The sequence below is a fragment of the Endozoicomonas sp. ALB032 genome (assembly GCF_049310125.1).
Taxonomy (GTDB): Bacteria; Pseudomonadota; Gammaproteobacteria; order Pseudomonadales; family Endozoicomonadaceae; genus Endozoicomonas_A.
The window spans coordinates 3200268-3214711 of record NZ_JBLYNW010000001.1; the positions used below are offsets into that span (position 1 = coordinate 3200268).

General features: G+C 49.8%; 6 protein-coding genes. All 6 read left to right on the top strand.

Annotation, left to right across the window (positions count from 1 at the left end; genetic code table 11):
- Positions 1-132: 132 nt before the first annotated feature.
- On the top strand, positions 133-2604 hold the full coding sequence (locus tag ACO6VG_RS11905) for a hypothetical protein (RefSeq protein ID WP_422474067.1): 2472 nt from the start codon (positions 133-135) through the stop codon (positions 2602-2604).
- Positions 2605-2760: 156 nt separating this feature from the next.
- Complete coding sequence (locus ACO6VG_RS11910) at positions 2761-5073, top strand: hypothetical protein (RefSeq protein WP_422474068.1); 2313 nt, start codon at positions 2761-2763, stop codon at positions 5071-5073.
- A gap of 593 nt (positions 5074-5666) precedes the next feature.
- The gene (locus ACO6VG_RS11915; protein WP_422474070.1) at positions 5667-7574 is read left to right on the top strand and encodes a hypothetical protein; all 1908 of its coding nucleotides are present in this window, start codon (positions 5667-5669) and stop codon (positions 7572-7574) included.
- 317 nt (positions 7575-7891) lie between these two features.
- Positions 7892-10654: a hypothetical protein gene (locus ACO6VG_RS11920; protein WP_422474072.1), complete on the top strand. Its 2763-nt coding sequence runs from the start codon at positions 7892-7894 to the stop codon at positions 10652-10654.
- Between the two features lie 180 nt (positions 10655-10834).
- On the top strand, positions 10835-12445 hold the full coding sequence (locus tag ACO6VG_RS11925) for a response regulator (RefSeq protein ID WP_422132478.1): 1611 nt from the start codon (positions 10835-10837) through the stop codon (positions 12443-12445).
- Positions 12446-13135: 690 nt separating this feature from the next.
- Positions 13136-14398, top strand: coding sequence for a glutamate-5-semialdehyde dehydrogenase (locus ACO6VG_RS11930; protein ID WP_422474074.1), 1263 nt, complete (start codon positions 13136-13138; stop codon positions 14396-14398).
- Positions 14399-14444 lie beyond the last annotated feature (46 nt).

Sequence of the window (14444 nt, forward strand, 5' to 3'; positions counted from 1 at the left end):
ACATGTTTATTTTCTTGATCTATCCTTCCTTTCTGTAAACCGGAATGCAGAGATAGAATTATTAAGCACTCACCCTTTGCGGCACTGCTCTTACTGCTATTGTCAATATCTGTCATCTGTCAGGCCGGATCATTGACAAGACTTTTTATTGTCGAGCTTGAATGGGGTGCTGACTCCCCAAAACAAAACTTTTCTATAACACGTGACTGGCGTACGTTTTCGGCCACCCCATCAGATATTGCCCACATAACCGACAATGCAGAACCAGATTTGCCACCTGATAAAAAACGACATAGTTCATCTGGTTATGGAATAGAAAAGACCATCTTTGAGTCGATTTCGTGGCAATGGCTTTACGCTTCGAATCTGCTGATTGCTTACGAACTGTTTGTTACCACAAAAGTGACCCCCATGAGTGGCGAGCCTTATTTATGGCTGCCTTCGGAAGTGCCCTTCGCTGTTGGCTGGCTTTTAAAAAACTATTGGAAGCCCGATACACAGCTGTTTAGCCCAATTGAACAACAGGCGACATCTATGTTGACACGGGGGGATCACCGGTTTGCAACCATCACCGCAGTGTTTGGCTCCACAGAGAACTCACCGGGATACCAGTCGTCAGAATCATCCAGTCAGCCAGCCCCAAAAGCCACACTGTCGCTTATGAGCTCTTTTATTAGCCCCCTGAATAATGACTATAACGGGGGAAACGGAGGCCATCAGCAACAGCTGCACACTTTGGGTTTAAATTGTTTCGTCCATCCCTGTCATGGCTTTTGTCGATTGTACACCGTATCCGGTAGCAGTGAGCCTGCTGAATGGCCCCGGAATACCCTGGAAAGCGCATGCGTTCACGTGGCTATTGGATACTGTTCAAGTTGCATGAGGCATTTTGATCCAGCATATGCTGGGGAGTCCCGTCAAAACCCTCTTTTCAAAACATTGAATGATCTTTCTGACATTCAGCTCCCATTCGATTCTGATCCACTATTTGATGGTCACCTTACAGGCTTAATCCAGAATACCATTGACGCTACCGGGTCACTCAATGATGATGTGCCAATGGTCGGGCACTTGTCTTCTATTGCTGATGATTTTGCGGTCATTAATAGGTCGCTCGATCAACAGCGTCTTCTGAAAGAAGACGAGGTTGCCTTTACGCTTAACCCTTTAGAGACACAACAAACCACCTCCAAGTCGTCCCAATTGGATCGCCAACCTCATCTTTCCCGAACAGGTGCAGTACAAGCCAAAGCCGACACTAGTCAAAAAACCTGTGAGTTGACCGTGGTCGGACAGGACGGCCTGCAACGGCCGTGTGGCATGGTCTACAAGAATGCCAGATACCTGGCGAATCACAAAAGCAAATGCCACACCGGGCAAAAAGTCTGTGAGCTGACCCTGGTTGGGGAGGACGGCCAGCAGCGGCCATGCAGGAAGGTCTTTAAGAGTGCCGGAGCCCTGTCGAATCACAAAAGCAAATACCACCGCGGTCAAAAAAACTGTTACCTGGAAGTGGTCGGGGAGGACGGCCAGCAGCGGCCATGCGGGAAGATCTTCAAGAACGCAGGAGCCTTATCGAATCACAAAAAAAGTGGAGAACACTCAGGGCAACGAATCTGTGAAGTGATCCTGGTCGGGGAGGATGGCCAGCAGCGGCCATGCGGGAAGCCCGCCAAGAGTTTTAGAGCTCTGTCGGATCACAAAAATAAATACCACAGAGGGCAACGAACCTGCGAAGTGATCGTGTTCGGAGAGGATGGTCAGCAGCGGCCGTGCGGTGAGCTCTTCGAGAATGCCAGAACCCTGATAGATCACAAAAGAGAAGAACACTCCGTGCTACAAACCTGTGAGGTGATGGTGGCCGGGGAGGATGGTCAGCTGCAGCCATGCGGGAAACTCTGCAAGAATTCTATAGTCCTGGCAAACCACAGAAGAGGAAAACACTCCGGGCAACAAACTTGTAAAGTGATCGTGTTCGGGGAGGATGGTCAACAGCGGCCATGCGGGAAGCTCTACAAGAATGCTAAAGCCCTGTCGGATCACAAAAGTAAATACCACAGAGGGCAACAAACCTGTGAAGTGATCATGTTTGCTGAGGATGGTCAGCAGCGACCATGCGGGAAGGTCTTCAAGAGCGCTGGAGCCCTGTCGGATCACAAAAGAAAATACCACAGCGGGCAACAAAGCTGCAAAGTGATGGTATTCGGGGAGGATGGCCAGCAGCGATCATGCGGGAAGGTCTATAAGAGTGCTCTAGCCTTGTCAGAGCACAAAAGCAAATACCACAGCGGGCAACGAAGCTGTAAAGTGATCGTGGTCGGTGCGGATGGTCAGCAGCAGCCATGCGGGAAACTCTGCAAGAATGCCAGAGTCATGTGGCATCACAAAAGAAAGGCCCACAAAGAGAAACAAAACCGTAACCTGACCTTAATCGAGGATGGCCAGCAACGGTCGTCCGGGTTCGCCTGCAAAAAACCTCAAACCCTGTCGTATCACAAAAGAAGAGATCGAAAACGCCAGCCTGCTTTGGGCGAGGACGCTGAACTCAGTCCTCCGGGAGGTAAAGTGAGTAAGCGTGATTATCAGGGGAAGCTGACGGATTGATACCTGAACGCCCCTGGAGCTTATCGGGCTTAAGCGTCCTCTGTGGTCGCCTGGATGGGGTTGCCTGGATGCACTATTCCCAGTCAGACTCCCGGGGGGCACAGGAGTATGATTTTTTGAGCGTTTCAGCAGAAAACAGGTTTATTTTCTTGATCTATGCTTCCTCTCTGTAAACAGGAATACAGAGATAGAATTATTAAGCCCTCACTCTTTGCAGCACTGCTGTCACTGCTACTGTCGTTGTCTGTTATCTGTCAGGCCGGTTCGTTGACAAGACGCTTTATTGTCGAGTTTGAACGAGATGCAGGCTCCCCAAAACAAAACTTTTCTATAAAACCCGACTGGCATACGTTGTCGGCCACCCCATCAGATATTGCCCACACAAACGACTATGCAGAAGCAGATTTGCCACCTGATAAAAAACGACATAGTTCATCTGGTTATGGACCAGAAAAGACCATCATTGAGTCGATTTCCTGGCAATGGCTTTATGCTTCGAGTCTGCTGATTGCTTACGAACTGTTCGTTACCACAAAAGTGGCTCCCATGAACACCGACCCTTATTTATGGCTGCCTTTGGAAGCGCTTGTCGCGGTTGCCTGGCTTTTAAAAAACTATTGGAGGCCTGATATGCGGCTGTCTGGCCCGATCGAACAACAGGCAACATCTATGATGACACGGGTGGATCACCGGTTTGCAACCATCACCGCAGTGTTTGGCTCCACAGAGAACTCACCAGGATACCAGTCGTCAGAATCATCCAGTCAGCCAGCCTCAAAAGCCACCCTGTCGCTTATGAGCTCTTTTATTAGCCCCCTGAATAATGACTATAACGGGGGAAACGGAGGCCATCAGCAACAGCTGCACACTTTGGGTTTAAATTGTTTCGTCTATCCCTGTCATGGCTTTTGTCAATTGTACACCGTATCCGGTAGCAGTGAGCCTGCTGAATGGCCCCGGAATACCCTGGAAAGCGCATGCGTTCACGTCGCTATTGGATACTGTTCAAGTTGCATGAGGCATTTTGATAAAGCATATGCTGGGGATTCCAGTCAAAACCCTCTTTTCAAAACATTGAATGATCTTTCTGACATTCAGCTCCCATTCGATTCTGATCCACTATTTGATGGTCAACTTACAGGCTTAATCCAGAATACCATTGACGCTACCGGGTCACTCAATGGTGATGTGCCAATGGTCGGGCACTTGTCTTCTATTGCTGATGATTTTGCGGTCATTAATAAGTCACTCGATCTACAGCGTTTTCTCAAAGAAGACGAGGTTGCCTTTACGCTTAGCCCTTCAGAAACACAACAAACCACCTCTAAGTCGTCCCTATTGAATCAGAAACCATTTCATCTTTTCCGGACAGGTACAGCAGAAGCTAAAGCCGACAGCGGTCAAGAAACCTGTGAGGTGGTCGTGGTCGGTAAGGACGGCCAACAGCGGCCATGCCGGAGGGGCTTTAAGAGTGCCAGAGCTCTGTCGGATCACAAACGCAAATACCACACCAGTCAAAGAATCTGTAGCCTGACCGTGGTCGGGGAGGACGGCCAGCAGCGGCCATGCGGGAAGGTCTTGAAGAGTACTGGAGCCCTGGCAAATCACAAAAGCTCATACCACACCGGGCAAAAAGTCTGTGACCTGACCGAAGTCGGGGAGGGCGGCCAGCAGCGGCCATGCGGAAAGCTTTGCAAGAATGCTAAAGCCCTGACGGATCACAAAAGTAAATACCACACTGGGCAACGAACCTGTGAAGAGATCGTTTTCGGGGAGGGCAGTCAGCAGCGGCCATGCGGAAAGCTTTGCAAGAATGCTAAAGCCCTGATAGATCACAAAAGTAAATACCACAGAGGGCAACAAACCTGTGAAGTGATTGTGTTCGGGAAGGATGGTCGGCAGGGGCCATGCGGGAAAATCTGCAAGAATGCTATAATCCTGGCAAATCACAAAAGAAGAGAACACTCCGGGCAACGAACCTGTACAGTGATCGTGGGTGGGGAGGGTGGTCAGCAGCGGCCATGCGGAAGGGTCTTCAAGAGCGCTGCTGCCCTGTCGGATCACAAAAGCAAATACCACAGCGGGCAACAAGCCTGCAAAGTGATGGTGGTCGGGGAGGATGGTCAGCAACGGCCATGCGGGAAGCTCTGCAAGAATGCTAAAGCCCTGGTGACTCATAGAAGAGGCCAACACACCGGGCAACAAACCTGTGAAGTGATCTTGTTTGCGAAGGGTGGCCAGCAGCGACCATGCGGTAAGGTCCTTAAGAGTATTAACGCCCTCTCGGACCACAAAAGTAAATACCACAGCGGGCAACAAACCTGTAAAGTGATCGTGTTCGGGGTGGATGGTCAGAGGCGGCCATGCGGGAAGCTCTGCAAGAATGCTAAGGCCCTGATATATCACAAAAAAACATACCACAGCCGACAACGAACCAGCAATGTGATCGTAGTCGGGGCGGATGGTTAGCAGCAGCCATGGGGGAGAGACTGCAAGAATGCTAAAGCTCTGTTGAATCACAAAAGAAACGACCAGAGCGAGCAACAAAACCCTAAAGTAACTGTTGGCCAGCAACGACCATACGCGACGGTCTGCTACTATCCACGATGTCTGTCGGATTACAAAAGGAGAGGTCGAAAACGCAAGTCTGCTGATCTGGACTAGGACGATGATCTCAGTCCTTCTGTAGATAAAGTGAATAAGTGTGATTACCAGAGGAAGCTGACGGACTGATACCTGTCAGCGCCCCGGGAGCTTATCAGCTTTAAGCGTCACCTATGCGGGGTCGGCCTGGACGGGGTCGCCTGGACGGGGTCGCCTGGACGGGGTCGCCTAGACGGGGTCGCCTAGACGGGGTCGCCTAGACGCGCTATTCCGAGTAAGATTTCCAATGGGCACAGGAGTATGATGTCTGAGCGTTTATGCAGAAACCAGGTTTATTTTCCTGATCTATTCTTCCTCTCTGTAAACCGTAATGCAGAGATAGAATTATTAAACACTCACTCTTTGCGGCATTGCTGTTACTGCTACTGTCGTTGTCTGTCATCTGTCCGGCAGGATCGTTGACAAGACGTTTTATTGTCGAGCTTGAACAGGATGGAGGTTCACCAAAACAAAACTTTTCTATAAAACCTGGCGGGCATACGTTGTTGGGCAACCCATCAGATATTGCCCACATAAACGACTATGAACAACCAGATTTGCTACCTGATAAAAAACGACATAGATCACCTGATTATGGAATAGAAAAGACCATCATCGAGTCAATTTCGTGGCAGTGGCTTTACGCTTCGAATCTGCTGATTGCTTACGAACTGTTCGTGACCACAAAAGTGGGACCCAAGATCGCAACTCCTTATTTATGGCTTCCTTTAGAAGTACTTGTCGCTGTTGCCTGGTTTTTAAAAAACTATTGCAAGCCCGATACACGGCTGTTTAGCAAGATTGAACAACAAGTGACATCTATAATGACAGTGGGGGATCATCCGTTTGTAACCATCACTGCAGTGTTTGGCTCCGGAGAGAGCTCACCGCAATATCAGTCGTCAGAACCATCCGGCCAGCCAGCCTCAAAAGCCACCCTGCCGTCTATAAGCTCTTTTATTAGACCCCTGAATAATGACTACAGCGGTGGCAACGGAGGCGATCAGCAACACCTGCACACTTTGGGTTTAAATTGTTTCATTCATCCTTGTCATGGATTTTGTCAATTGCTCCCCTTGTCCGAGAGCAGTGAGCCCGCTGAATGGCCCCTGAATACTCTGGCAAGCTCATGCGTTCACCTGGCTACCGGACACTGCTCAAGTTGCATGAGGCATTTTGATCCTGCATATGCTTTGGAGTCCCATCAAAACCCTTTTTTCAATACATTGCATGATCTTTCTGACATTCAGTTCCCGTTCGAGTCTGAGCTACCCTCTGATGGCATTGATGGTCACCTTATAGACTTGATCCAGAATACCATTGACGCTAACCGGTCACTCAATGATGATGTGCCAATGCCCGGGCATCTGTTTTCTATTGCTGATGATTTTTCGGTCGTTAATGGGTCACTTGATCTACAGCGTCTTCTCAAAGAAGACGAGCCTACCTTTACGCTTAACCCTTCAGAGACAGAGCAAAGCATCTCCAGATCATCCCAATTGGATCGCCAACCTCATCTTTCCCGAACAGGCGCAGTACAAGCTAAAACCGACACTAGTCAAAAAACCTGTGAGTTGACCGTGGTCGGGCAGAACGGCCAGCAACGACCGTGTGGGACAGTCTACAAGAACGCCAGATCCCTGGCGAATCACAAAAGCAAATGCCACACCGGGCAAAAAGTCTGTCAGTTGACCGTGGTCGGGGAGGAAGGCCAGCAGCGGCCATGCGAGAAGGTCTTTAAGAGTGCCAGAGCCCTGTCGAATCACAAAAGCAAATACCACCGCGGTCAAAAAACCTGTTACCTGAGAGTGGTCGGGGAGGACGGCCAGCAGCGGCCATGCGAGAAGGTCTTCAAGAGCCCTGGAGCCTTATCGAATCACAAAAGTAGAGAACACTCCGGGCAACGAACCTGTGGAGTGATCCTGATCGGCGAGGATGGCCAGCAGCGGTCATGCGGGAAGCTCGTCAAGAGTGCTAAAGCCCTGTCGGATCACAAAAGTAAATACCACAGAGGGCAACAAACCTGTACAGTGATCATGTTTGCTGAGGATGGCCAGCAGCGACCATGCGGGAAGGTCTGCAAGAATGCTAAAGCCCTGTCGAATCACAAAAGTAAAAACCACAGAGGGCAACAAACCTGTGAAGTGACTGTGTTAGGGGCGGATAGTCAGCAGCGGCCATGCAGGAAAGTCTGCAAGAACGCTAAAGCCCTGTCGGATCACAAAAGAAGAGATCGAAAACGCAAGCCTGCTGATCTGGACGAGGAACTCAGTCCTCCGGGAAATAAAGTGAATAAGTGTGATTACCAGGAGAAGCTGGCGGACTAATACCTTTCAACGTCCTGGCAGCCGTCTTTTTGGTCAGGTTATCAGCGACCTGACAAGTTGATCAGGTAAGAAAGAGACTTTGAACGTCTCTTCAAGAGGTCATTTGCCTTCCAGATTGGTCGAACGCTGGCTTCACCGCCATCGCTGACAGCAGTCATAGAACGAGTACTCCAACGAGTGGCATTATCAGTTTTACCTTCTGCCGCCAGGAGTATGATTTTTGAGCGTTTTGACAGAAAACAGGCTTGTTTTCTTGATCTATCCTTCCTCTCTGTAAACCGGAATGCAAGGATAGAATTATTAAACACTCACTCTTTGTGGCACTGCTGTTACTGCTGCTGTCGTTGTCTGTCATCTGTCAGGCCGGATCGTTGACAAGACGTTTTATTGTCGAGCTTGAACAGAATGCAGGTTCCCCAAAACAAAACTTTTCTATAAAATCTGACTGGCATACGTTGTCGGGCAACCCATCAGATATTGCCCATATAAACGACTACGGACAATCATATTTGCCGCCTTGTAAAAAGCGAAATAGGTCACCTGGTTGTGGAATAGAAAAAACCATCATTGAGTCGATTTCGTGGCAATGGCTTTACGCTACAAATCTGCTTATTGCTTACGAAATGAGCGTGACCACAAAAGTGGCAACCAGAATCACCACTCCTTATTTATCGCTTCCTTCAGAAGTGCTTGTCGCTGTTGCCTGGTTTTTAAAAAACTATTGGAATCCCGATACACGACTGTTTGGCATGATTGAACAACAGGTGACATCTGTAATGACAGAGGGTGATCACCGGTTTGCAACCATCACTGCAGCGTTTGGCTCCGGAGAGAACTCACCGCAATATCAGTCGTCAGAATCATCCAGCCAGCCAGCCCCAAAAGCCACTCTGCCACTTATGAGCTCTTTTATCAGCCCTCTGAATAATGACTATAACGGCGGAAACGGAGGCGACCAGCAACACCTGCACACCTTGGGTTTAAATTGTTTCGTCCATCCCTGTTATGGCTTTTGTCAATTGCACCCCTTATCTGGTAGCAGTGAGCCTGCTGAATGGCCCCTGAATACCCTGAAAAGCTCATGCCCTCACTTGGCTACCGGACACTGCTCAGGTTGCATGGGGCATTTTGATCCTGCAAAAGCTATGGAGTCCCGTCAAAACCCTCTTTTCAGAACATTCAATGATTTTTCTGACATTCAGCTTCCATTCGATTCTGATCCACAATTTGATGACATTGATGGTCATTTTGCAGACTTAATCCAGAATGCCATTGACGCTACTGAGTCACTCGATGATGATGTGCAAATGCTCGGGTATTTGTCTTCCATTGCCGATGATTTAACGGCCACTAATGGGTCACTTGATCTGCAGCGTCTTCTTGGAGAACACGAACTTGCCTTTACGCTTAATTCTTCAGAAACACAGCAAACCACCTTTAAGTCATCCCAGTTGGATCAAAGTCAAGCTCATCTTTCCCTGACAGGCGCACTACAAGCTAAAGCCGACAGTGGTCAAAAAATCTGTGAGTTGACCGTGGTCCTGAAGGGCGGCGAGCAGCAGCCATGTGGTAAGGTCTTTAAGAATGCCATAAGCCTGTCGAGTCACAAAAGACGATGCCACACCGGGCCAAAAGTCTGTGACTTGACCGTAATGAGGGAGGACGGCCAGCAGGGGCCATGCGGGATGGTCTACAAGAATGCTGGATCCCTGGTGAATCACAAACGCACATTCCACACCGGGCAAAAAACCTGTGATCAGATCGAAGTCGGGGAGGACGGCCAGCAGCGGCGATGCGGAAAGATTTGCAAGAATGCTGGCGCCCTGTCGGATCACAAAAGTAAATACCACAAAGGGCAAAAAAACTGTGAAGTGATCGTATTCGGGGAGGACGGTCAGCAGCGGCCATGCGGGAAGCTCTTCATGAATACTAACTGCCTGGAATATCACAAAAGAGAAGAACACTCCGGGGAACGAACCTGTGATGTGGTTGTGGTTGCGGAGGACGGCCAGCAGCGGTCATGTGGGAGGCTCTTCACAAATACAAAAAAACTGAAGTATCACAAAAGACAAGAACACTCCAGAAAACGAGCCTGTAAAGTGGTCGTGGTCGGGGAGGAGGGTCAGTTGCGGCCATGCAGCAATCACTGCAAGAATGCTGTAGCCGTGTCAAAGCACAAAAGAAGTTACCACAGCGGGCAACAAACCTGTGAAGTGCTCGTGGTCGGGGAGGATGGTCGGCAGCGGCCATGCGGGAAGCTCTGCAACAATGCCAGAGCCTTGGTGAACCATAAAAGAGGAAAACACTCCGGGCAAAAAACTTGTGAGATAATCATGTTTGAGGAGGATGACGGGCAGCGACGATGCGGGAAGGTCTGTAAGAGTGCCGGAGCTCTGTCAGACCATAAAAGAAACTACCACAGCGGGCAAGTCTGTGAGTTGATTGTGTTCGGGGAGGATGGTCAGCTGCGGCCATGCGGGACGTTCTGCAAGAATCACAGGGCCCTTATATATCACAAAAGCAAATGCCACAGCGAGCAGCGAATCTGTGCATTGATCCTGGTCGGAGAGGATGGTCAGCAGCGGCTATGCGGGCAGCTCAGCAAGAATGCTAAAGCTCTGTCGATACACAAAAGCACATGCCACAGCGGCGAAAAAATCTGTGACTCAACCGTGACCGGGGAGGATGGCCAGCAGCAGTCATGCAGGAAGGTCTTTAAGAGTGCGATAGCCCTGACGAGTCACAAAAATAAATGCCACACCGGACAGAAAAACTGTGACGTGACTGTGGTCTGCGCTGATGGTCAGCAGCAGCCATGCGGGAAAGTCTATAAGAATGCTCAAAGCCTGTGGTCTCACAAAAGAAGTGCCCACAAGAAGCAACAAGACCCTAACCCAGGCGTAATCGAGGATGGCCAGCAACGAGCGTCCGTGATAGTCCGCAAAAAACCTCAAGACCTGTCGGATCACAACAGAAGAGATCGAAAACGCAAGCCTGCTGATCTCGACGAGGATGGTGAACTCATTCCTGCAGCAGATAAAGTGAATAAATGTGATTATCAGGAGAAGCTGACGGACTGATACCTATCAAGGCCCCGGGGGCTTATCGAACTTAGGCTCCTAGGGGGTCGCCCGGACGCGCTATTCTCTGTCGGTCTCTTGGTTGAGCGCCGTAAAAACGCAAAAAAACACATCGTTAAGTATGTAAAGATCCCATGCCCTGCAGGGCAAATTCTGTCAGAATGGCGCACTTCTTCGACTATGCTTTTTCCAGCTGTGACTAACGAATTGGCGAAAACTATGTACGTGGCAGACACTCCTCCGGAAACGGTTGATGATGTAGAACGCATTCTCCTGGTGGATGACAACCCTACCAACTTGCAGGTGCTGCTGCAGACCCTCAGTGGACGAGGCTACAAGCTTCTTATTGCGAAAAACGGTGAAAGTGCTGTGAGGATTGCTCACAAGGCCAAGCCAGCGCTGGTTTTGCTGGATATCATGATGCCAGGCATGGACGGCTATGAAGTGTGCCGTCAGCTGAAAGAAGATCCGGCTACCAGCAATATTACCGTGATTTTTCTATCAGCCCTTGATGACACCAAGGACAAGGTTCGAGGTTTGGAAACGGGTGCCGTTGACTTTATCTCCAAACCTTTTCAGGCCGAAGAAGTGATTGCCCGGGTAGAAACCCAGCTCAAGATACATCGACTGGAGCAGGCGCTTTCTGCCCGCAATCGACAGCTTGAAGCTGACAAGGCCCGTATTCTGGAAAGCATGAACGAAGGTATCTTTGGGCTGGACAGCAGGGGGCGAATCACCTTTGCCAATGCAGCCGCTTCCATTATGACGGGCTGGCCCATGGACACCCTCATCGGTCGTAGCCTGATTGAACTGATGCTGGATGAAGCCGGAGAGGAAGCACGCAGTCTGCATCTGGCTCCTATTCAGGAGGCATTGAGTAAAGGGGTCAGCATAAGGGTGGACGATGCACTCTTCTGGCATAAAGAGGGCTCATCATTCCCGGTCAGTTATTCATGCACTCCCATTATGGAAGAGGGACAGCCCAGCGGTGCAGTGGTGGTCTTTACTGACATCAGCAGCAAAAAGCGTGGACAGGCAGCGTTGCAGAAGGCTCTGGACGAACTGGAGACCCAGAAGGAAAAACTGACCCATGTTTCCCGTTTGAGTATCATGGGAGAGATGGCCGCAGGTTTTGCCCATGAAGTGAACCAGCCTCTGACCGCAATTTCCAACTACGCTCAGGTAGCCAAGCGCATGATGGTCAGGCTGGAACATAAAGACGACGATGTTTACGATTCGCTTTATGAGGCTATGGACAAAATTAATATTCAGGCCCGTCGTGCCGGTGAGATCATTGCCCGCATTCGCTCATTTGTTAAAAAGCCTGATCACGTTCTGGGTTGTGTCGATCCGATCAAGCTGATTAGCGATACCGTCAAGCTGGCTGAGGTGGATGCTCGAAATAACAGTATGGAAATTCATACTGAGGTGGCTCAGAACCTGCCAGAGGTGAAAGTGGACCCGGTGCAGATTCAGCAGGTGGCTTTGAACCTGATTCGCAATGGTATGGAAGCCATGAGAGATCAGGACACCCGGGACATAGGTGTCTGGGTTAAGGCAGAGCAGATCGATGATCGGTTCGTCAAGGTATCCGTCATTGACCGGGGTTATGGACTGGCTGCTGATGCAGAAGAAAAACTGTTCACGCCTTTCTACACCACCAAGTCAGATGGTATGGGGATCGGTCTGACCGTTTGCCACTCCATTATTCAATCACATGGTGGACGACTGACGTTCAATCGTCACCCTGAGGGCGGCACTATTTTTGAGTTTACAATGCCGATTGCCTGACTCCCCTCGCTCCATCTCTTAAATGGCAACCAAATGATGGGTGAGCAGGAGGAGAATATGAGCCTTCGGTCGGGCAATTATGCGAGAGGACTTCATAATAAATGCAGTTATCATCGAAACATACAAAAATATAACCTCCGATCAAGGGGGAAACATACGATGGTATGCAATAGTGTCGGCCATCGGGATATGACCGGGTCCATAGATATTTACCCGTTTCTTTCTGAATATGTCGAAGGATATAGTGTTTTTCCCTCACTTGATGAAAGACCCTCAGTTCACATAAGACTGTATCTGGTAAAGCAGGCTGTATAAATAGTGCAAATAATATGAGAATAGTTTTGATACTTCATACTCCCTCTGTCTGAAGCCATCAAGATAGCAGACATTTGCACTGCGACAACTCGTTGGGAGAGCTTCACAACTCTGCTTTTCCCACACCTCAGGCTATGGGATCACGTAGCATCCTGATTCCAATCAATTTGCATTCAGGATTAAAGCTGCTTCGATCGCACTTAGCAGCAAAGGCTATGCTATCGGGCGACGCTGGGTAAAATTCAGAAAGTTTGCTGTCCAGGGGTACTTTGCTGTCCAGAGGTACTTTGCTGTCCAGAGGAACTATGCAGGCATAGCAGCATTCCTGTATAACCGTCGGCAGGTTATAATGCCCGGCTGAACAAGGAGCACGCAGTGACTGAACAGGTAACAGAGTACATGCATGAACTGGGCAAAAAGGCCCGGGAAGCCAGTGCACAAGTAGCCAAAGCGGATACTGGCCTGAAAAACAGAGCTCTGCTGGCGATCGCCACTGAGCTGGAAGCAACTCGACCGCTACTGCGTGAAGCTAACGCTGTGGACCTGGAAAACGGGCGGGGGCGAGGGCTGGATGCAGCATTGCTGGATCGCCTGGAACTGACAGATGCCCGCATTGATACCATGATCGAGAACCTGAATCAGGTGGCTTCGTTGCCTGATCCAGTGGGTACGATTGATGACCTCAAATATGTACCCAGTGGTATTCAGGTGGGTAAAATGCGAGTCCCTTTGGGGGTTATAGGCATTATCTATGAGTCTCGACCCAACGTAACCATTGAGGCTGCCAGTCTCTGTCTGAAATCCGGTAATGCTGTGATTCTGCGTGGAGGCAGTGAGTCAATTGCTTCTAACAAGGCGATTGCCCAATGCATTCAGAAGGGCCTGGTATCGGCTGGCTTGCCAGAAGCAGCGGTTCAGGTGGTAGAGACCACTGACCGTGAAGCAGTGGGAACTCTGATCAGTATGCCCGAATATGTAGATGTCATCGTTCCAAGGGGTGGCAAAGGTCTGATCGAACGTATCAGTCGTGATGCCAGGGTGCCTGTTATCAAGCACCTGGATGGCATTTGCCATGTTTATATTGATGATCTGGCAGATCGGGAGAAAGCACTGGCCATTGCTGTGAATGCCAAAACCCACCGCTATGGTGTATGCAATGCCATGGAGACCCTGCTGATAAACAGGGCTGTTGCAGCCGATATACTGCCGGAACTGGCTCAGCGCTTGCGGAAATTGGGGGTTGAGCTCAGAGGCTGTGCAGAGGTTTGTGACGAGGTTCCGGATGCTTTGGCCGCCACCGAAGAAGACTGGCAGACAGAGTATCTGGCACCGGTGCTATCCATTAAGTTGGTCGCTGATATGAATGAAGCTATCGAGCATATTAATCGCTATGGCTCTCATCATACCGATGCGATCATCACCGAGAGTTATACCCGGGGCCGGGACTTCCTGAGAGAAGTAGACTCCAGCTCTGTTATGATCAATGCCTCTACCCGGTTTGCGGACGGCTTTGAGTATGGGCTGGGTGCTGAGATTGGTATTTCAACGGACAAAATTCATGCCCGTGGTCCTGTGGGGCTGGAGGGGCTGACATCCCGGAAATATGTAGTATTAGGCGATGGTCATATCCGGAAATAACGAATTGCCATCACTCAAGGTGGCGGTTAATTATGGTACATAATAA

Coding starts and splice junctions, on each gene's coding strand:
- ACO6VG_RS11910 (WP_422474068.1), top strand. CDS start 2,761: ATGCTTCCTCTCTGTAAACAGGAATACAGAGATAGAATTATTAAGCCC.
- ACO6VG_RS11925 (WP_422132478.1), top strand. CDS start 10,835: ATGCTTTTTCCAGCTGTGACTAACGAATTGGCGAAAACTATGTACGTG.